Here is a 20,679-nt window from a genome sequence, read left to right as displayed (position 1 = left end):
CCATGTCAGGCCACTCCAAATGGGCGACCACGAAACACAAAAAAGCCATCATTGACAGCCGCCGTGCCAAGTCGTTCGCCAAACTCATCAAGAACATTGAAGTCGCCGCCCGCATCGGCGGTGCCGACATTGTCGGCAACCCGTCCCTTGAACTTGCCGTCACAAAGGCCAAGAAGACCTCGGTGCCTGCGGACAACATCGAACGGGCCATCAAGCGCGGCGCAGGCCTGCTGGGCGACGCCGTCGACTACCAGACCATCATGTACGAAGGCTACGGCCCCCAGGGCACGGCCATCCTGATCGAGTGCCTCACGGACAACAAAAACCGTGCCGCCTCCGAGGTCCGCCTTGCCGTGGGCCGCAACGGCGGCAACATGGGCGACCCCGGCTCGGTGGCCTACATGTTCACCCGCAAGGGCATCGTGGACCTTCCCAAGAACGGCCTCACCGAGGATGACCTGCTCATGGCCGTGCTGGAAGCCGGGGCCGAGGAGGTCAAGGACGAGGGCGAAACCTTCGAGATCATCTCCGACCCCGCGGACCTTCCCGCCATCCGCACGGCGTTGGCCGAAGCCGGTATCGAGTACGACTCCGACGAGGCCGGCTTTGTCCCCTCCATGCAGGTGGAACTCGATGTCGAGCACGCCCGCAAGTTCATGCGGCTCTATGACGCGCTGGAGGACCTGGACGACGTCCAGAACATCTACTCCAACGCAGACATCAGCGCAGAGGTCCTCGCCCAGCTTGACGAGGACTAGGAACTGCGCGTCCTTGGTGTCGACCCCGGCCTGACCCGCTGCGGGCTGGGCGTGGTGGACGTCGCCGCAAACCGCACGGCCACCATGGTGGCCGTGGGCGTGGTGGGCAGCTCCCACGAACAATCACTGGACGGCCGGCTGCTGGTCATCGCGGAAGCGATCGACCAGTGGCTGGACGCGTTTAAGCCCGACGTGCTGGCGATTGAACGCGTCTTTGCCCAGACCAACCTCAGCACCGTCATGGGCGTGGCCCAGGTGTCCGGTGTGGTCATGGTGGCGGCGGCCCGGCGCCGCATTCCCGTCGCCATGCACACCCCGTCGGAGGTCAAGGCCGCCGTGACCGGCAGCGGCCGTGCGGACAAGGCATCGGTGACGGCCATGGTGGTGCGGATCCTCCGGCTCACCGAGCCCCCGCGCCCGGCTGATGCCGCGGACGCGCTGGCCCTGGCCATTGCCCATGCCTGGCGCAGCGGCAACTCCCTGGCCTCCGGCCCTAAAGGCACGACGGCGGCGCAACAGCTCTGGCGCGACGCCGAGACCCGGGCGAAAACCAAGAAGAACAAAGAAAAGCCGGGCCACGCCTGGCGGTAATTGTTCGGAAGTATGTTCGATAAATATGGTGTAGCTTTGTCTGTAACCAGCCAGGCACACCCCAGGAGCAGTCCCATGATTAGTTTTGTCCGCGGTCCGGTGGCCCACCTCACCCTGGCCCAGGCCGTGATTGACGTCAACGGCGTGGGCATGCTGGTGCACGCCACACCCAAGACGCTCGGCAGCCTCGCGGTGGGGGAAGAGGCCACGCTCACCACTGCCATGATCGTGCGTGAGGACTCCATGACGCTCTACGGCTTTGCCGATGCGGGGGAGCGGGAAGTCTTCGACACCCTGCTGAGCGTCAGCGGCATCGGTCCGCGCCTGGCCCTGGCCATCCTTGCCGTGTTGGAACCGGAGGCCATCAGGCTGGCAGTCTCCGGCGGCGACGGCAAGGCCTTCACGAAGGTCCCGGGCGTCGGGCCCAAGGTGGCCGGGCGCATCGTTTTGGAACTCAAGGGCAAGCTCAAGCCGACGGGTTCCGCCGGTGCCGCCGCACCGGCGTCGAACGCGCCCATGGAATGGAAGGACCAAGTCGTGGCCGCCATGACAAGCCTGGGGTGGAATGAACGGGAGGCGCTCAAGAGCATTGACGCCGCCTTGGCCGCAGAGCCGGAACTGGCCGAAAGCCCGCAGGTGCCGGCCATTCTCCGCGCCACCCTCCGCTGGCTGGGCCAGGACAATTCCCGCACCGCAAGCCGGGTGCGTTAGGCCATGGAACAAGCGCAGGGCGCCGGCCTGCCCGGCCAGATCAGCCTGGGGGCCGCCGCGCGCACCCCCGCACCCCCGTCGGGGCTGGCGGCCGCGGCCGAACCCGAGGAACGGGAGCTCGAGGCGGCACTGCGGCCCAAAACCCTTGACGACTTTGTGGGCCAGGAACGGGTGCGCAAGCAGCTGGCCCTGGTCCTGGCGGCCTCCAGGATCCGTGGCCGCAGCGCGGACCACGTGCTCATGTCCGGACCCCCCGGCCTGGGCAAGACCACCCTCGCCATGATCATCGCCTCGGAGATGAATGCGCCCCTGCGCATCAGCTCAGGCCCTGCCATCCAGCATGCCGGCGACCTTGCCGCCATCCTCTCCTCCCTGACCGAGGGGGAGGTCTTGTTCCTGGATGAAATCCACCGCATGTCCCGGCCGGCAGAGGAAATGCTGTACATGGCCATGGAGGACTTCCGTGTGGACATCATTGTCGGCAAGGGTGCCGGAGCCACCGCCATTCCGCTGGAGCTGCCGCCCTTCACCCTGGTGGGCGCCACCACCCGCGCCGGCCTCCTGCCCGGTCCACTGCGGGACCGCTTCGGTTTCACCGGACACCTGGAGTTCTACTCGGTGGCCGAGCTGGAACTGGTCCTCCGGAGATCGGCCGGCATGCTTGACCTCAAGCTGACCAGCGCCGGATTCGCCGAAATTGCCGGACGCTCCCGCGGCACGCCCCGCATAGCCAACCGGCTGCTGCGGCGCGTGCGCGACTGGGCCCTGGTGCACGGGATTGAAACCATTGACACCAGCACGGCCTCGGCTGCACTGGACATGTACGAAGTGGATGCGCGCGGGCTGGACCGGCTTGACCGTTCCGTGCTGGAGGCCCTGGTCAACAAGTTCAACGGCGGGCCGGTGGGCTTGTCCACCCTCGCCATCGCCGTGGGCGAGGAACCGGAAACCGTGGAAACCGTGGCCGAGCCCTTCCTGGTCCGCGAAGGGCTCCTGGGGCGCACCCCCCGCGGGCGGATCGCCATGCCGGCCGCCTGGGACCACCTGGGCCTGCGGATGCCGGGCAATGCCGTGGCTGCGGCCATGCTGCCCTTCGATGAGGATGACATCGACGACTAAGCTGTGGGCGATCAGCCACGTCCGCAGGCGCCCCCAGGAGGGGATTCACCGTTCGGGGGCCGTGGATCGGACCCCCTGGGCGGATTTTTGACCGCACGCCCAGCTTTACCCCCTAGACTGGTATGACGCCCGGCACGTTCTTCGCGGCCCGGCACCAACTGTTGACTTATCTGAAATGGAACCTTCGCTGTGACTGTGAGTAGCATTCTCGCCGCCGACCAGGCCGCCGCCGCGCCAGGTGGCGGCTTCATGAATTACATCTTGTTCGCCCTGTTTGGTGTGCTCATCCTCATGATGATCCGCAAGTCGCGCAAGACCAAGGCTGCTGCGCAGGAAAAGCAGTCCAAGCTGGCCCCCGGCGTGGACATCATGACGAACTTTGGCCTCTTTGGGCACGTGAAGGATGTCGACCAGGCGAACAACAAGATCAAGCTGGAAATCAGTCCCGGCGTCATTGTTGAAGTGCACAGCCTGACTGTCGCCAAGATTGTCGAGCCCGAGGACACCGCCCTGTCCGAGGAATCCATTCCCGACGATGTCTCCTCCCTGACCGGGGGACTGGGAAACCGGGACGCCAGCCAGGAAACCGTCGAGGAGACCGTGGCGCGCTTGAACAAAGAAAACAATAAAGACAACTAGGCTTACTCGAGTTTGGCGCTGCTGCAGCAAAGCGATTTGCTGCGGCAGCATTGCCATGTTCATAACTCCCGTGACCCAATAGAAGGATCCCTTGATGGCACGAACCGGCCCGACGTCCAAGGCCCGCAGAACCCTGCTCTGGCTTGCGGCGCTCATAATTGTTTGCATTTTGGCAGTGAGCGGCGGTGTGCTCAACGGTGCCGCTTCGTGGATGCCGAAGCTCGGACTGGACCTTGAGGGCGGCACCGAAATGATCCTCTCCCCGAAGGTGGAGGGGAATGCCGCCATCTCGGCGGACCAGCTGAACCAGGCCGTCTCCATCATCCGCCAGCGCGTGGACGGTTCGGGTGTCTCCGAAGCACAGATCGCCACCGAGGGCGGGCGCAACGTGGTGGTGCAGATGCCGGGCAAGCCCACGGATGAACAGCGCAACCTCATCAAGGCCTCCGCCAACATGAACTTCCGTGCCGTCATTGTCTCCAGCAACGCCCCCTCACCGGCGGTGCCGCTTGCCCAGCGGACGCCGGCGGACAAGCTGAGCACGTTTGTGGCCGCCAACGTCCTCACGCCGAACCCGGACCCGAAGGCGGCTCCCGCCAACGACAGCGATTCCAACTGGATCACCGCGGCGCTCATGAAGCAATATGAGAGCACCAGCTGTGTGGCCCCCATCACCGAACTGCCGGCCAATACCGACCCTGCCAAGCCGACCGTGGCGTGTGAGCCGGGCACGGGTGTCAAGTACATCCTTGGCCCCGTTGAAATCCCCGGAAAATGGATCAACACCGCCTCCTATGGACTGCAGTCCGGCGCGCAGGGCGTCACCACGAACACCTGGGCCGTCCAGCTGACCCTGAACAAGCCGGAAGGCTCCACGGCGTTCAAGACCGTCACCCAGCGCCTCAACTCGAAGTACCTGGTCAATCCCAATGATCCCCAGGCCCGCTTCGCCATCGTGCTCGACGGCAACGTCATTTCCGCCCCGGCCTCCATGGCCGTCATCACGGACGGGCAGTCCTCCATTACGGGCAACTTCACGGAGGCCAGCGCCAAGGCCCTGGCCGACCAGTTGAAGTTCGGCGCCCTTCCCATTAGCTTCAACATCCAGTCCGAACAGCAAATCTCGGCCACGCTGGGTCTCCAGCAGCTGGAAATGGGCCTCCTGGCCGGTCTCATCGGCCTGGGCCTGGTGGTCATCTACTCCCTGTTCCAATACCGGGCACTCGGTTTTGTCACGATCCTCTCCCTGGTGATTGCAGGCGGCCTGACGTACCTGGCCATCATCCTGCTCGGCTGGGGCGAAAACTACCGCCTGTCCCTCGCCGGCGTCGCCGGCATCATCGTCTCCATCGGGCAGACGGCGGACTCTTTCATCGTCTACTTTGAACGTGTCAGGGACGAGTTGCGCGACGGTCGCGGACTGGTGGCTGCCGTCGACAATGGCTGGTTGCGTGCCAAGCGCACCATCCTGGCCTCCAAGGCCGTGAACATCCTGGCGTCCCTGGTCCTGTACTTTGTGTCCGTGGGCAACGTGAAGGGCTTCGCGTTCACCCTGGGCCTGACCGCCGTGGCCGACCTCATCGTGGTCTTCATGTTTACGCACCCCACCCTGCTGCTGCTTGCGCGCACCAAGTTCTTCGGCGAAGGCCACCACTTCTCGGGCCTGGACCCGAAGCAGCTCGGCGCGGTGCCGCTGTACCGTGGCGCGGGACGCATCCGCACACCGGAAGAGTCGCTGGCAGTGGCCAAGGGCAAGAACGCCAAGGCTGCCGGCGAGGCCGAACGCCGCCAGACCATTGCCGAACGGCGGCTTGCCGCCAAGGAAGCTGAAATGGTGGGCAGCCGCGGAGCGGGAGCCGCCAAGTCCGAGTCCTCCGACGACTCCAAGGAGAACAACTAATGAAAAGCTTCGCTACCTTTGGCAATGAGCTTTACACGGGCGAGCGATCCTACGAGTTTGTGGGAAAGCGCAACATCTGGTTCGCCATCACCGGCGTGGCCGTGCTGCTCTCGATCCTGGTTCCCATCCTGGTGGGCGGCTTCAACTTCGGCATTGAGTTCCGCGGCGGCTCGCAGTTCACCGTCTCCGACGTTGCCCACACCGACGTTTCGATCGGTGAGAGGGCAGTCTCGGCTGCCATTCCGGGGCAGGTGGCCGTGGTGACCAATGTGGCCGGAAACACCATGCAGGTCCAGACCGACCAGCTTTCCGATGACCAGACCATCAAGGTCAAGGACGCACTCAAGACGGCGTACGGGGTCACCGAAAACCAGATCACGTCCACGTTTGTCGGGCCGACCTGGGGCCAGGACGTGTCCAGGCAGGCCATCATCGGCTTCGTGGTGTTTGTGCTGCTGGCCACCGTATTGATGGCCCTGTATTTCCGCACGTGGCGCATGTCGATTGCCGCCACGATAGGCCTGCTGGTGGTCATGGTGGTCACGGCGGGCTTCTACGGCGCCTCCCGGTTTGAGGTGACGCCGTCGGCCATCATTGGCTTCCTGACCATCCTCAGCTACTCGCTGTACGACACAGTGGTGGTGTTCGACAAGATCCGGGAAAACACCGCGGACATATCCTCCTCCACGCGAAGAACCTTTGGGGAGGAAGTGAACCTGGCCGTGAACCAGACGCTGGTCCGTTCCATCAACACCATGATGGTGGCCGTGCTCCCCGTGGGCTCAATTCTGTTCATCGGTGCCTTGCTGCTGGGCGCGGGAACGCTGCGCGACCTGTCACTGGCCTTGTTCATCGGCATTATTGTCAGTACCTTCTCCACTGTTTTCGTTGCCGCCCCTGTGTATTCATGGCTGCGCGAGAAGGAGCCGGAGCTGGTCAAGCAGGCCAAGAAGGTGGCCAGCCGCCGTTCGGCTGAGGCCGTTAACGCCTGAGTCAGCTGAAGGCCCCGTTCCAGGGGCCCGCGGAAGGGCCGTGGGGGATGCATGCATCCGCCCCGCGGCCCTTTGGTTTTTGGTCATGGGTGCCGGCACGCCGGGATTACACTAGGTAAATGCCCGGTGTGGCGGTGTCGGGCAAGGGATTCGAGGGAGGCAATGCGCTGTGAGTGACCAATCACCCCCTCATGAGCTTTTGGCCGGAGTTCCCGGGGACGGCAAGGACGACGGCGGCGCCCAGCCGGCCAGGCACCCCGTGGAGGTGCGGCCCACATTTCCCGGCCGCCGTGAGCGCACCCGCTCGCGCCTGGCGCGGCTGGCGGGCTGGAATACTGAAACGCATTCACCCATACTTGAACCGTTGTTGCGGATTGTGCGGGCCAACAACCCCAAGGAAGACTTCGACCTCATCCAGCGGGCCTTTGCCGTGGCCGAAAAGTACCACGAAGGCCAAAAGCGCAAAAGCGGCGACCCCTACATCACCCATCCGGTGGCCGTGGCCACCATCCTGGCCGAACTGGGCATGAGCGGGCCCACCTTGGCCGCGGCCCTGCTCCACGACACCGTCGAAGACACCCCGTACACCCTGGATGAACTGCGCCGGGACTTCAGCGATGAAATTGCCATGCTGGTTGACGGGGTCACCAAGCTGGACAAGGTGGAGTTTGGCGACACGGCCCAGGCGGAGACTGTCCGCAAAATGGTCATTGCCATGGCCAAGGACATCCGCGTGCTGGTGATCAAGCTGGCCGACAGGCTGCACAATGCACGCACCTGGCGGTTTGTCTCCGCGGAATCCTCCGGCCGCAAGGCGCGCGAGACCCTCGACATTTTTGCCCCGCTGGCCCACCGCCTGGGCATGAACACCATCAAGTGGGAGCTGGAGGACCTTTCCTTCGCCGCGCTGTACCCGAAGGTGTATGAGGAACTGGTCCGCATGGTCCAGGACCGTTCCCCCGAGCGTGAAAAGCAGCTTGGCGCCATCCGCCGGCAAATTGCCGATGACCTCAGGGTCGCGAAGATCAAGGCTGAAATCACCGGCCGGCCCAAGCATTACTATTCCGTGTACCAAAAAATGGTGCAGCGGGCCAAGGACTTTGACGACATCAATGACTTGATGGGCGTGCGCGTGCTGGTGGACACGGTGCGGGACTGTTATGCCGCCCTGGGCACCGTCCATGCCCGCTGGAACCCGCTGCCCGGCCGGTTCAAGGACTACATCGCCATGCCGAAGTTCAACATGTACCAGTCGCTGCACACCACGGTGATCGGCCCGGACGGCAAATCGGTGGAGATTCAAATCCGCACGCATGAAATGCACCAACGGGCCGAATACGGGGTTGCCGCCCACTGGAAGTACAAGACCGGCAGCAAGAACCCGGTGTCCGGCCAGGAGGACATGAACTGGCTGCGCACGCTGGTGGACTGGCAGCAGGAGACGTCAGACCCCAACGAGTTCCTCGACTCGCTGCGGTACGAGATGAACGCCCGCGAAGTGTTTGTCTACACGCCCAGGGGGCAGGTCATTGCCCTGCCTGCCGGGTCCACGCCGGTGGACTTCGCCTACGCCGTGCACACAGAGGTGGGCCACCGCACCGTGGGGGCCCGCGTCAACGGCAAGCTGGTGCCGCTGAACAGCGAGCTCGAACATGGCGACACGGTGGAGATCTTCACGTCCAAGGCCGAAGGTGCCGGGCCCAGCCAGGACTGGCAAAACTTTGTCAAGAGTGCCCGGGCGCGGAACAAGATCCGGCAGTGGTTCAGCAAGGAACGCCGCGAAGAGTCCATTGAAAAGGGCAAGGAACTGCTGACCAAGGCAATGCGCAAGCAGAACCTTCCCCTGCAGAAAATGATGACCCACGACGTCCTCATGGCCGTCACCCAACACTTTCGCTATGTGGACATTGCCGGGCTGTACGCGGCCGTGGGCGACGGCCACACCTCGGCGCAGTCCGTCGTCGAACGCCTCGTGGACGTCCTGGGGGTCAGTGACGACATCGAGGACGCGGCGCCCCCGCTGGACACGCACGTCTCCAACACCCGCTCCAGGGTTTCCGATTCAGGGGTCATCGTGCACGGCGTGGGCGAGGTGCTGGTGAAGCTGGCGCGCTGCTGCACCCCCGTGCCGCCGGACCCCATTGCCGGTTACGTCACCAAGGGGTCGGGGGTCTCGGTGCACCGGGAGGACTGCCCCAACCTGATCCACCTGAAGAACGAACCCGACAAGCTGGTGGAGGTGGAATGGGCGCCCACGCAGTCAGGTGTGTTCCTGGTGGAGATCCAGGTCGAGGCGCTTGACCGCAAGAGCCTTTTGTCCGACGTCACCCGGGTCCTGTCCGAAAGCCACGTCAACATCCTGGCCGCCAGCGTGAACACCTCACGCGACCGGGTGGCGCTCTCCCGCTTCGCCTTCGAAATGGGGGACCCGAAGTACCTGCACCACGTACTGAATGCCGTGCGTCGCATTGACGGGGTCTATGACGTCTACCGGACGTCCGGTTCGCAACGCAGGAACTAGGCAAGGGCGCCGCCTTCCGTGGCAGCTTGTCCCCATGCACGGCCGCCAGCGAGCATGTCGTCGATGAGCTCCAGCGCACGGCGCTTGCCGGGAACGTGGGAGGCTGCCGCCACGGCCGCCCTGATTCGCCCCAGCGGGCAGTTCAGGGATGCACTGTTCGCCAGGGACCAGAGCGTGGCCGTGGCCAATTCGGCCGATTCAGTGACGGCCACATCAACTGCCGTGCGCAGCGCGCAGGTGACCTGCGTGCCGCCCAGGCGTTCGACGTCGAGCGAATCCAGCCGGACTTCGTGCAGGCTGCAGCCGCTTCGGGCCGGCAGGGCACTGCTGCGGTGCCCGCTGCTGATCAGCAGGCACACAATGGCCGGCCGCGGGGCGCAGCCGTAGACCCAGGCAGCCGACATCCGGCCCAGGGCCGCCCGCCCCGCCAGGTTGTCCGGCACCAGGCTGGCCATGGCGGCCGCCCTCAGCGCCGGGGTCTCCGGCTCGGCGACCGAACGGAAGGCCTGGCCGAACACCGGCACCACCACATGGTCCAGCACCATGGCGCACAGCTCAGGCACCTCGAACTCGCAGCCGGGGGAGAGGATGCCGAATGCTTCCTGGGGATCACTCATGCCTACAGCTTGCACGCCCATGCGGGCACATAAAAGGCCCCTGGGCCGGATTGTGGACAACCCGGCCCAGGGGCCCATTGTTTGCTAGGAGAAGTCTTCGGCTGCCTTGCGAATCTGCTCCAGCCACAGTTCGCGGGCGGCCAGGGCCTCCTGGGCCTTGGCGACCTTGCGGGCGTCTCCGGCCAGTTCGGCGGCTGACAACTCGTCCCGCAGCGCCGCGATGGTCGCCTCGAGCTGGCTCAGTGCGCTGCTGGTGCGGGCCTTGGCTTCCGGGTCGCTGCGGCGCCAGTTGTCCTCGTCGGCGGCGCGGACGGCGTCCTCCACCTTGCGCAGCCCTGCCTCGATGCGCTGCATGTCGGCACGGGGAACCTTGCCGGCCTCTTCCCAGCGGTCGCGGATGGACTGCAGCGCCTTCTTGGTGGCGGTCAGGTCCTTGACGGGGAGCAGGGCCTGGGCCTCGGCGACAAGTGCCTCCTTGACCACCAGGTTGGCACCAAACTCCTCATCCAGGGCCGCGTTGGCATTCTGGCGTGCCGTGAAGAACTTGTCCTGGGCCGCGCGGAAGCGGTTCCACAGGGCGTCGTCGTCCTTGCGGCTGGCCCGCGGGGACGCCTTCCACTGGTCCATGAGCTGGCGGTATTCGCCGGCGGCATGGCCCCAGTCGGTGGAGGTGGAAAGGTCCTCGGCCGCCTTGATCAAGGCTTCCTTGGCAGTCTTTGCGGAGGCGTTGTTATTGTCCAGCTGGGAGAAGTAGGCGCGGCGGTGGCGGTCGAAGACCGTCCGGGCTGCCCGGAAGCGCTTCCACAGCCCCTCCTCCGTGGCGCGGCCCAGGCGGATGCCCGTCTTCTGCGCCTGCTTCCACGATTCAAAGAGTTCATTCATGCGGGCACTGCTGACCTTCCACAGGATTGCGGAAGGGTCTTCGCCGGCGATCGTTTCAGCCTCGGCCACGATGGCTTCGCGGGCTGCCAGCTCCACGCTGCGCGCGGCTTCATGGGAGGCACGCTCGGCGCCTTGGAGAGCCTTGATGCTTTCCGACAGGGCGTCCAGCCGGGCCAGCGCGGCCGCAACGTCGCCCACCGAGGTCCGCTCACCGAGCTGGTCGCGCAGGTGACTGAGTGTCTTGTTCATGTCCGCGGTGGGTGCCTTGGCTTCGACACGCTGTTCCAGCAGGGTCAGCTGGGCGGTGATGTCCTCGAACTTGCGGGCAAAGTAGGCCAGGGCCTCATCCTTGCTGGCGCCGGGGTACTGGCCCACGGGGAATTCTTCGCCGTTCAGGAGCAGGAAGACTGTGCCGTCATCTTCGGCACGGCCAAACTTGGCGGCTTCTTCCAGGTCCACGGCCGGCGGCGCAGCCGGAGCGGGTGCCGGTGCGGCAAGGGGAGCAGCGGCCGGGGCCTTGGGACGGGCCGCGAAGGCTGCCGGAGAGGGCGCGGGAGCTGAAGGCGCGGGAGCTGATGGCAACGGAGCCGATGGAGCTGCATCGGGCGCCGGCTGCCCGGCGGGGGCCTCCGCCGCAGGAGCCTCGGGGGCCTCAGGGGCCTCGGCCGCAGGGGCTGTGACGGTGGAATCGTCAATGCCCTGTTCAGTGAGTGTGGCCGTTGTTTCGTCGGATTCTTGACTGTGTGTCACCGCTAAAAGTCTTTCGCGTCGAGGGAAATCTGGCAGGTCTGTGGTGCAGTTCGATGTGGCCGGCATCGAGGGTGCTGCCAACCGGTGCTTCGCATGCGCCGCCCGGGTGGTGGGGCCATTCGTGATTACTTCAGCGTAAGCGAGTCTATCGTGACCTTTGTCTTGGGTGCACCGTCAGTGGCGCCGCCCGCGCCCGGGGTGATGCCGCCGGCGGCGATTTTCGTCACCACGTCCAGGCCGCTGGTCACCTTGCCGACAATCGTGTAACCGCCGGTGTCCTGGGGGAGGATGGTGTCCTTGAACGTGATGAAGAACTGGGTGCCGTTGGAATAGGTGCTGGAGCCCCGTGCCACGGCAATGGTCCCGGCAGGGTACTTCCCGTCGGCCGGCGAGTTTTCCACCGGCCCCCACTGGTAGTTGGGGTCCCCGTTGCCGTCGCCCTTGAGGGAGCCGCACTGGAGCACGCCAAAGTTGGCCGCATCGGCGAGCCGGTGGCAGACCTTGCCGTTCATGAACTTGCTGTCCGCCAGGGATTTGAACACGGCAGCCGCCTGGGGGGCCTTGGTGCCGTCAAACTCCACTCCCAGGGGCTGGCCGTTGAGCGTCAGCGTTCCCGTGAAGACCTTGCCCGCAGCCGACTCGGCCTTCGGAACCGTGGGGCTGTTCGTTTGGGCAGGCGCGGCAGTGGGGGACGCGCTGGAGGTGGCGGAGGGATTGTCGGTGGCAGCGGCGTCGTTCCTGGAACCGGAAAAAACCGTCAGGGCCAGGACGACGGCGACGCCGACGGCAACCACCATGGCCGCTGCGGCGATCAGGTTGTCCCGCTTGCGGCGTGCCAGCCCGTCCTGGTGCATGCGCTGGTTCGCCTGCATCCGGGCCACGCGTGCCTTGGCCTCACGGTCGTCCTTTTTACTGTTAGCCAACGCTGACTCTCTTTTCACTTCTTCACGGGCCGGGCGCAAGCCGCGGGAACCCGGCGGGGACAAGTTGGGGCGGCCCGCGAAATCTTATAAAATGGCAGCCGGATGCCAGTTTACCCATGTATTTGATTTACCGATGCGTGCGTGGCACCGTGCACTTCACACCATCACTTTTCCCTGTACCAGCCCCTGCCGCGCCAAACCGTGGCGGGATTGGTGCGCAGGCATGTAAGGAGAGCCCCACCCATGGCCCGCAACGCCTCCCTGTCAGGTTTCCACGAGTGGCTGCCGCAGGAGCGGCTGGTGGAGCAGCATGTGCTGGACACGCTGCGCCGTACCTTTGAACTGCACGGCTTCAGTTCCGTGGAAACACGGGCCGTGGAAACCGTGGGGCAGCTGCTGCGCAAGGGCGAGATCGACAAGGAGGTGTATGCCCTTTCCCGCCTCCAGGACGACGACGGCAATGCTGCCGCGAGTGCCAAGGCCGACCCAAGCCAGCTGGCCCTGCACTTTGACCTGACCGTGCCGTTTGCCCGCTACGTGGTGGAAAACGCCGGCTACCTTTCCTTCCCTTTCCGCCGCTACCAGATCCAGAAGGTGTGGCGCGGCGAGCGACCCCAGGAAGGACGGGCCCGCGAGTTTACGCAGGCTGACATTGACGTGGTGGCCGACGGCGAGCTGCCCTTCCGCTACGACGTGGAGCTGGCGCTGGTCATTGCCGAGGCGCTTTCGGCCCTGCCCATACCTGCCTTCAAGCTCCGCATCAACAACCGCAAGCTCGCCGAAGGCTTCTACCGCGGCATTGGCCTGGAGGACACCGCCGGCGTGCTGCGCAGCATTGACAAGCTGGAAAAGATCGGCGCGGACAAGGTGGCGGAACTGCTCCAGACGGAGCTGGGTGCCACCGCGGAGCAGGCCGCCAAGGCCCTTGCCCTGGCCTCCATCCGCACGGAGGACACTTCCTTCGTGGGCCAGGTGCGCGCCCTTGGCGTGAGCAACGAGCTCATGGAGGAGGGCCTGAATGAACTGGAGCAGGTCATCGCCGCGGCCGTGAAGAGCGCCCCGGGCTCCGTGGTCGCGGACCTCTCCATTGCCCGCGGCCTGGACTACTACACGGGCACCGTCTACGAAACCGTGCTGGTGGGCCACGAACAGCTCGGCTCCATCTGCTCCGGCGGGCGGTACGACGCCCTGGCGTCCAAGGGCAGCCGCAAGTTCCCCGGCGTCGGGCTGTCCATCGGGGTGACCCGGCTGGTTTCGCGCATCCTCAGCCAGGAGTTCGCCACTGCCTCCCGCAGCGTCCCCACGGCGGTGCTGGTCACCCTGGCGGACGACGACAGCTGGACCTCGGCCCAGGAAGTTGCCGCCGCGCTGCGCGCCCGCGGGATCTCCACCGAGGTGGCGACCAAGGCGGACAAGTTCGGCAAGCAGATCAAGTACGCCGACAAGCGCGGCATCCCGTTCGTCTGGTTCACCGATGACGACGGCGCCCACCAGGTCAAGGACATCCGTTCCGGCGAGCAGCTGCCCGCCGATCCGAATTCCTGGATGCCGCCGGCCGAGGACCTCAAGCCGCAAATCCTCACGGCGTAGTCGGCGCCCCTTGGTCACCTAACGGGGCAGGCCCGCCATTTTTCCGGCGACTATCCGCCGCGTCGGCCGCGGGCGGCCTTTGGCGTCTCCTTTACGTCGCCTACAAAAAATGCCGGCTCCTGCCCCTGCGGGCACGTCACCACCGCCCGTCGGACCAAGGCGCCGGAGCCGCCGTTTTTCTAGCCCGGCGTAAAGGAGACGGAGGCCGCCCGCGGCCGATCGTCGGATAGCCGGGCGGGAAACGGCGGTCCGGCGCAGCCACGGTAAACTTCTAGACAAATCACTTTGCGTCACTTTGCGGCCGCATTCGCGGGCCGTTCACCACCATTGAAAGGAATGCTGTGCTGCGCACACATGACCTGGGCTCCTTGCGGGCTGAACACATTGGACAGACCGTAACCCTTGCCGGGTGGGTCGCCCGCCGGCGCGACCATGGCGGTGTTGCGTTCCTTGACTTGCGTGATGCCTCGGGCGTGTCGCAGATCGTGGTGCGCGAGGAAGACGTGTTCCATGCGCTGCGCAACGAATATGTGCTCAAGGTCACGGGCACTGTCTCCCGCCGCCCCGAAGGCAATGAAAACCCGGCCCTCGCCACGGGTGAGATCGAAGTGGTGGCGGATGACGTCGTCGTGCTTAACGAAGCGGCGCCCCTGCCGTTCCAGGTGGATGAGCACGTGGAGGTGGGTGAGGAGGCGCGCCTGAAGCACCGCTACCTGGACCTGCGCCGGCCGGCCATGCAGCGCAACCTGCGCCTGCGCTCGGAAGCCAACCGCGTGGCCCGCGAGCTGCTGCACGAGCAGGGCTACGTGGAGATCGAGACGCCCACGCTGACCCGTTCGACGCCGGAAGGAGCCCGTGACTTCCTGGTTCCCGCCCGCCTGGCGCCCGGGTCCTGGTACGCCCTGCCGCAGTCCCCGCAGCTGTTCAAGCAGCTGCTGCAGGTGGGCGGCTTTGAGAAGTACTACCAGATCGCCCGCTGCTACCGCGACGAGGACTTCCGCGCCGACCGCCAGCCGGAGTTCACCCAGCTGGACATCGAGGCCAGCTTTGTGGACCAGGATGACATCATCGCCCTGGGCGAGAAGATCGTCGCCGCCCTGTGGAAGCTGATTGACGTTGAGATCCCCACGCCGATCCGGCGCATGACCTACCGCGACGCCATGGCCCGCTACGGTTCGGACAAGCCGGACCTGCGCTTCGGCCTGGAACTGACCGACCTGACGGAATTCTTCAAGGACACCAATTTCGGCGTGTTCAAGGCCCCCTACGTGGGTGCCGTGGTCATGCCCGGCGGGGCCGCCCAGCCGCGCCGCCAGCTGGATGCCTGGCAGGAATGGGCCAAGCAGCGCGGTGCCAAGGGCCTGGCCTATGTCCTGTTCAAGGACGACGGCGAGCTGGCCGGCCCCGTGGCCAAGAACCTCACGGACACCGAGCGTGCCGGCCTGGCCGACGCCGTGGGTGCCAAGCCGGGCGACTGCATCTTCTTCGCCGCCGGCGAGGTCAACCCGTCCCGCGCACTGCTCGGTGCTGCCCGCGTGGAGATCGGCCACCGCACAGGCCTCATCGACCCCAAGGACTGGGCCTTCGTGTGGGTTGTCGACGCGCCGATGTTTGAGCGTGCGGCGGACGCCGTGGCTTCAGGCGACGTCGCAGTGGGCAGCGGTCAGTGGACGGCCGTGCACCACGCGTTCACGTCCCCGAAGCCGGAGTTCCTGGACACCTTTGACAAGGACCCGGAGAGCGCCTTGTCCTACGCCTACGACATCGTGTGCAACGGCAACGAAATTGGCGGCGGTTCCATCCGCATCCACCAGCGCGACGTCCAGGAGCGGGTCTTTGAACTCATGGGACTGGACAAGGAGTCCGCCCAGACCAAGTTCGGCTTCCTCCTCGAAGGCTTCAAGTTCGGCGCCCCGCCGCACGGCGGCATCGCCATCGGCTGGGACCGTGCGGTGTCCCTGCTGGCCGGCGTTGACTCCATCCGCGACGTCATTGCCTTCCCGAAGTCCGGCGGCGGCTACGACCCCCTGACCGCGGCCCCGGCCCCCATCACTGCCCAGCAGCGCAAGGAAGCCGGCGTGGACTTCAAGCCGGAGGCCAAGCCCGAAGCCAAATAGCAAAAGCCGGGAATGCCGGCCTCCCGCGGGGAGGCCGGCATTCCGTCCTTAACGGCCTTCCATGGTGAGTCCGGCGATGGCCGCGGCCAGTGCCGGGACAGCCCGGACGACGTCGGACGCGTCACCCGCCGCCGTGACCTTGCCGCCCACGGTGATCGAATCCAGCTCGCCTTCCAGCTCCATGGCCGGCACTCCGGCGCCCTCGGTGCGCACGTTTCCGCCAATGCTTGCCGTTCCGATGCGGCCTCCGGGCTTGATGCTCAGCGCAATGGCGGACAGGGGGAGCAGCACGCCCTTGACCAGGGATTCGCCCGTGCCGCCCTCGGTGCGCAAGTCGCCGCGGATGGTCAGCGCCGGCAGGTCCCGGCTGACCTGCACGCCCACGGAACCGTCGCCGTGGGTCGTGATGGAGTCGAACACGGCCTCGCGCAGGGAGCCGTCGTAGACATTGAAGCCGCGCGCGCCGAGGCCATAGGTCTCCACCGGTGCATCAACCGTCAGGACTCCGATGTCGCCAAAGTTCACAAAGCCGATCCCGCTGGGCCCCCACGACGTCACGGCGCCGCGGGCATTCCATGCGGTGACGGCGCCCCAGTTATCCAAGACCATGTCATTTTGGCCGTAGGTGGTGGTGGTGCCCAGGTTGCGCACCTCGGCAACATTGGCTCCGCTGATGACGAATACGCCGCCGCTGATCAGGTCCGGCGTGCCGGGGGCGATGCCGCCGTTGGAGAACACGTCCACAGTGCTGAGCAGTTCAACGTCGATGGTGCCGCCGTCGGCCTTCCCCGCGGTGTCACCGTGCCCGCCGACAAAAACGCCGCTCCCATGGACGGGTTCCGCGGCGCTGCCGGCGGAGATGCGTTCAAGCCGGGCCGTGAGCCTCACGGCGGCATCGGCCTGGCGGTTCCACACCGTAAAGGCGCCCTGCAGGGCCTCCACGCCGAAGCCGGTGGGGCGGTGGAAGCGCCCGCGCGTGTCCGCTGCGGTGACGTGGACGCCGTCGGCCTCAATGCGGCCCGCCCGGACATTGTTGTCGGCGGCGAGGTACACCTGTCCGGTGGTGGTGACATTGGCCAGGGTCAGGGTGCCAAGGTCCGGCACGGACGTGTCGTTGTAGATGGCCACCTCGTGCGGTGACGTGGTGATGGTGGTGTCCTGCACGGTGTTGTCGCTGGTGAGGCGCAGGCCCTTCGCGCCGAAGGTGAGTTCGCCGCCGCGCAACTTCGTTCCGGGCGGCAAGGTCACGGATGGCATGCCCTTGAGGCGGCCGATCACTTCAATGTTGGCGGCGCCCGAGGCGAGGGCCTGGGTGAGAGCGCCGGCGCTTGTTACTTGTGTCCATCCCATTGCTGAACCACCATTTCCGAAGACGATTCCGAACCGGCACCCGGACAGCCGTGGGCACCTGAATGAGACTGTAGCCCCGTTTTCCGGTGCCGTGCAGCTTTTTCGGAGGACATTTTTCCGCCGCGCCATTCCTGTCAAGCGACGCAGTGTGGTGGCCGCCGGGGCCTACCATGTGGACATGGATGAACAACGCCTGGACCTGCTGGAATCGCTCATGGCTGCGGCCTGGCCCGCCCTGGAAAGTTCGACGGCGGACGGCTGGGTTTTGCGGTCGGCCGGCGGGGTCACCCAGCGCGCCAACTCCATTTGGCCCGCGGAATCCACCAGTGACGGGCCGGCCGCCCTGAGGACCGCGGAAAACTGGTACGCCGCACGGCGCCAGCCCGTCATCTTCCAATTGACCCGCCGGGAGGAAAATGCCCCGCTGGAGTCATTCCTGGACACGCGGGGCTACTCGAAGCAGTCCGAGACCATCGTCATGACGGCGCCGGTCACGCCTTCAGTGCCTGTCCCGGTGGCGCCCGCCGCAAAAGGCGCCGCCCTGCGCGTGGAAGTTGGGGACGCGCCGTCGGACGAGTGGCTCGAGCTGTGGTGGCGGGTGGACGGCAGGGGAGGGGAAGCGGAAAAGGTGATCGCGCGGCAGGTGCTGTTGGGGGCCGACTCCCTGTACGCCACTGCGCGCAATGGGGAGGGTGTTGCCGTGGGCACGGGCCGGTTGACGCTCGTGGAGGGCTGGGCCGGCGTGTACTGCATGGCCACGCACCCGGACTTCCGGCGGCAGGGAGTGGCATCGGCCGTGCTGGCCGAACTGGTGCGGCAGGCGTCTGCGGCCGGAGCTGCCGCACTGTGGCTCATGGTGACGGCGGCCAACACGGGAGCACAGGCCCTGTACGGCGCGGCGGGATTCGCCGAGGCCGGCCGCTACCACTACAGGCAGGCCCCTCTTCGGCGGGCGTTCGGCGCCTGCTGACTCGGCGTCCCGTTCCGGCCCCGTCCCTGCGCGAGGTAGCGGGTGCGCGCCGAAACCCGTCCGCCTGGGGGCGAGTCTCGGCGCGGAACCGCTATCTCGGCGCCGAAGGCGGGTCGGTGACCTGGATGCGGATGGCGGAAAAGTCCGCGGCGGCCCGGACCAGCACTGCCATGTTCGGGTCGGGCACGGGCAGGGGCGCCAGGCGCGGGCGGGCGGCAAATGGCCGCAGGAGGGGTTCGGCCAGGACGGCGTCGACCAGGGCCTTGTCGCCGCCGGTGGCCAGGTATTCAAAGGGCCCGGACGCGAAAATGCGGGCAGCTTCCTCGGCAGCCTTGACCACCAGTGCATCGGCCTGGTTGCCGCGGCGCCGGGCGAACCGGTGCTGTGACTGGCCGCCGGCAGCCGTGCGCGACTGGATGTACTTCGTGCCGCACTTGTGGGCCAGGAGCGTTCCGCCCACGGCGGTGCCCACGGCATATCCGCCACGGCGCACCAGCACCAGGCCCATGGACCGTTCCTGGGACGCCAGCGACACAAGGCGGTCCAGCAACGTGGCACCGCGCCCGGGCCGGCCGGCGTCGGGCCAGGGAGGTGAGAGCAGCGCAACGGCGCCGTCCTGCATGGCCAGCCGAACGCCGTCGTCCGTGTCTTGCAGGGTGTCCAGGCCTCCATGCGCAGCGGAGAACCTGTCCACCCAGCCGGTGAGCCGGGCGGCGGGGACAAAGGCTGTGCGGGTTGGCGGGGTCACCCCAGCCACGATACCGGGCGCGGCCCGGGCAGGCGGTGCGGCGGATAGGCTAAGGGGGTGACTGACCTTTTTGACAGTGCGTTTGGGGACGACGACGGGGACGACGGACCCGCGTCCCCCTTCGCCTCCGCGCCTGACACGGGATCGCGGCCCCGCAGCCCGCTGGCAGTGCGGATGCGCCCCCGCACCCTGGAGGAGGTGGTGGGCCAGCAGCACCTGCTGGGGCCCGGGTCCCCCCTGCAGCTGCTGGCCGGAGGCGGCACCTCCGGCGGCCCGGCCGGCCCGGCGTCCGTCATGCTGTGGGGGCCTCCTGGAACGGGGAAGACCACCCTGGCCCACGTCATCGCACGCGGGCCGGGGCGAAAGTTTGTGGAACTCTCCGCCATCACCGCCGGCGTCAAGGACGTGCGGCGGGTCATGGACCAGGCCCTCACGGACCGGGACCTGCACGGGCGCACCACGGTCCTGTTCCTCGACGAGATCCATCGCTTCAACAAGGCCCAGCAGGACGCCCTGCTGCCCGGGGTGGAAAACCGCTGGGTGGTGCTCATTGCCGCCACCACGGAAAACCCGTCCTTCTCCGTGGTCTCACCCCTGCTCTCGCGCTCCATCCTCCTCACCCTCAAGCCCCTGACCAACGACGACATCCGCGGGCTGGTGGAGCGTGCCGTCACCGACCCCCGGGGTCTGGACGGCATGGTCACGCTCACGGAGGAGGCGCTGGACCACCTGGTGCGGCTGGCCAGCGGCGATGCGCGCCGCGCGCTGACCACGCTGGAGGCGGCCGCCGGGGTGGCGCTGTCGGAAAGGTCTGCAGGAGAGGCCGCCGGCGATGCGCCGGTCGCGATTGACCTGGCCATTGCCGAACGGGCCATTGATGCCGCTGCCGTTCGCTACGACAGGGCAGGGGACCAGCACTACGACATCATCAGCGCCTTCATCAAGTCGGTGCGGGGCTCCGACGTTGACGCGGCCCTGCACTACCTGGCCCGCATGCTCGAGGCCGGTGAGGACCCCCGTTTCATCAGCCGCCGCATCATGATCTCGGCCGCCGAGGACGTTGGCATGGCCGATCCCACCGCACTGCAAACTGCAGTCGCAGCGGCCCAGGCGGTGGCCCTGATCGGCATGCCCGAGGCAAGGATCATTCTGGCGGAGGCCGTGGTCCACGTTGCCACGGCGCCGAAGTCAAACGCCGCCTACATGGGCATCAATGCCGCCCTGGCCGATGTCCGGGCGGGCAAGGGAACCATGGTTCCGGCGCCGCTGCGCGACGCCCACTACGCAGGCTCTGCCGCGCTGGGCCACGGCAAGGGGTACATCTACTCCCATGATTCCCCGCACTCCATCGCCACCCAGCAGTACCCGCCGGACGACCTGGTGGGCCGCAACTACTATGTCCCGACCGCCAACGGATACGAACGCGACATGGGCGTGCGCATGGAACGGCTGCGCGCGATCATCCGCGGCACGTCCCCGGCGTCGGGCACGTAGCGCCCGG

General features: G+C 66.5%; 17 protein-coding genes. 12 read left to right on the top strand and 5 right to left on the bottom strand.

All coding sequences use genetic code 11. The features are described from left to right. The first annotated feature begins 2 nt into the window (after positions 1-2). The 8 genes from LPN03_RS00335 to LPN03_RS00300 all read left to right on the top strand — a co-directional run bounded on the left by LPN03_RS00335 (position 3) and on the right by LPN03_RS00300 (position 9,231). Positions 3-758 carry a YebC/PmpR family DNA-binding transcriptional regulator gene (locus LPN03_RS00335; protein WP_165180580.1) on the top strand — a complete coding sequence of 252 codons (756 nt, stop codon included), beginning with the start codon at positions 3-5 and terminating at the stop codon, positions 756-758. A 3-nt stretch (positions 759-761) separates the two neighbouring features. Beyond that, the gene (gene ruvC / locus LPN03_RS00330; RefSeq protein ID WP_262452430.1) at positions 762-1,349 is read left to right on the top strand and encodes a crossover junction endodeoxyribonuclease RuvC; all 588 of its coding nucleotides are present in this window, start codon (positions 762-764) and stop codon (positions 1,347-1,349) included. A 75-nt stretch (positions 1,350-1,424) separates the two neighbouring features. Further along, the gene (gene ruvA, locus LPN03_RS00325) at positions 1,425-2,060 is read left to right on the top strand and encodes a Holliday junction branch migration protein RuvA (RefSeq protein WP_165180581.1); all 636 of its coding nucleotides are present in this window, start codon (positions 1,425-1,427) and stop codon (positions 2,058-2,060) included. 3 nt (positions 2,061-2,063) lie between these two features. After that, a complete protein-coding gene (gene ruvB / locus LPN03_RS00320) occupies positions 2,064-3,179 on the top strand; it encodes a Holliday junction branch migration DNA helicase RuvB (RefSeq protein WP_262452374.1) in 1,116 nt (371 codons plus the stop codon). A 189-nt stretch (positions 3,180-3,368) separates the two neighbouring features. After that, complete coding sequence (locus LPN03_RS00315; protein ID WP_262452373.1) at positions 3,369-3,818, top strand: preprotein translocase subunit YajC; 450 nt, start codon at positions 3,369-3,371, stop codon at positions 3,816-3,818. 94 nt (positions 3,819-3,912) lie between these two features. Next, positions 3,913-5,718, top strand: coding sequence for a protein translocase subunit SecD (secD, locus tag LPN03_RS00310; RefSeq protein WP_262452372.1), 1,806 nt, complete (start codon positions 3,913-3,915; stop codon positions 5,716-5,718). After that, entirely contained in the window at positions 5,718-6,710 is a 993-nt protein-coding gene (gene secF, locus LPN03_RS00305; protein WP_165180583.1) for a protein translocase subunit SecF, read from the top strand. The genes secD and secF overlap by 1 nt, the downstream gene beginning before the upstream one ends. 259 nt (positions 6,711-6,969) lie before the next feature. After that, complete coding sequence (locus tag LPN03_RS00300; protein WP_262452428.1) at positions 6,970-9,231, top strand: RelA/SpoT family protein; 2,262 nt, start codon at positions 6,970-6,972, stop codon at positions 9,229-9,231. Here LPN03_RS00300 and LPN03_RS00295 read toward each other — a convergent pair. The 3 genes from LPN03_RS00295 to LPN03_RS00285 all read right to left on the bottom strand — a co-directional run bounded on the left by LPN03_RS00295 (position 9,228) and on the right by LPN03_RS00285 (position 12,403). After that, entirely contained in the window at positions 9,228-9,848 is a 621-nt protein-coding gene (locus LPN03_RS00295; protein WP_262452370.1) for a hypothetical protein, read from the bottom strand. The genes LPN03_RS00300 and LPN03_RS00295 overlap by 4 nt on opposite strands. 84 nt (positions 9,849-9,932) lie before the next feature. Beyond that, complete coding sequence (locus tag LPN03_RS00290; protein ID WP_262452369.1) at positions 9,933-11,480, bottom strand: DUF349 domain-containing protein; 1,548 nt, start codon at positions 11,478-11,480, stop codon at positions 9,933-9,935. A gap of 125 nt (positions 11,481-11,605) precedes the next feature. Continuing rightward, positions 11,606-12,403 (bottom strand): peptidylprolyl isomerase, encoded by a 798-nt coding sequence (locus LPN03_RS00285; protein WP_262452368.1) that lies wholly within the window; start codon positions 12,401-12,403, stop codon positions 11,606-11,608. Positions 12,404-12,646: 243 nt separating this feature from the next. On the opposite strand from LPN03_RS00285, the gene hisS reads away from it, so the two are divergent. After that, a complete protein-coding gene (hisS, locus tag LPN03_RS00280; protein ID WP_262452366.1) occupies positions 12,647-13,993 on the top strand; it encodes a histidine--tRNA ligase in 1,347 nt (448 codons plus the stop codon). A gap of 341 nt (positions 13,994-14,334) precedes the next feature. Beyond that, a complete protein-coding gene (aspS, locus tag LPN03_RS00275; RefSeq protein WP_262452365.1) occupies positions 14,335-16,110 on the top strand; it encodes an aspartate--tRNA ligase in 1,776 nt (591 codons plus the stop codon). 48 nt (positions 16,111-16,158) lie between these two features. On the opposite strand, the gene LPN03_RS00270 is transcribed toward aspS, so the two are convergent. Continuing rightward, the gene (locus LPN03_RS00270) at positions 16,159-17,460 is read right to left on the bottom strand and encodes a hypothetical protein (RefSeq protein ID WP_262452363.1); all 1,302 of its coding nucleotides are present in this window, start codon (positions 17,458-17,460) and stop codon (positions 16,159-16,161) included. A gap of 178 nt (positions 17,461-17,638) precedes the next feature. On the opposite strand from LPN03_RS00270, the gene LPN03_RS00265 reads away from it, so the two are divergent. Next, positions 17,639-18,430, top strand: coding sequence for a GNAT family N-acetyltransferase (locus LPN03_RS00265; protein WP_262452362.1), 792 nt, complete (start codon positions 17,639-17,641; stop codon positions 18,428-18,430). A gap of 91 nt (positions 18,431-18,521) precedes the next feature. On the opposite strand, the gene LPN03_RS00260 is transcribed toward LPN03_RS00265, so the two are convergent. Next, complete coding sequence (locus tag LPN03_RS00260) at positions 18,522-19,178, bottom strand: acVLRF1 family peptidyl-tRNA hydrolase (protein WP_262452361.1); 657 nt, start codon at positions 19,176-19,178, stop codon at positions 18,522-18,524. A gap of 57 nt (positions 19,179-19,235) precedes the next feature. Here LPN03_RS00260 and LPN03_RS00255 point away from each other — a divergent pair, with 57 nt between their 5' ends. Further along, the gene (locus LPN03_RS00255) at positions 19,236-20,672 is read left to right on the top strand and encodes a replication-associated recombination protein A (RefSeq protein ID WP_262452359.1); all 1,437 of its coding nucleotides are present in this window, start codon (positions 19,236-19,238) and stop codon (positions 20,670-20,672) included. The last annotated feature ends 7 nt before the right edge of the window (positions 20,673-20,679 follow it).

This window comes from Arthrobacter sp. A2-55 (genome assembly GCF_025548615.1).
In the GTDB taxonomy this organism is placed as follows: Bacteria; Actinomycetota; Actinomycetes; order Actinomycetales; family Micrococcaceae; genus Specibacter; species Specibacter silviterrae.
The sequence above is the reverse complement of the archived record's forward strand: the minus strand, read 5'-3'. Positions and strand labels throughout refer to the sequence as shown.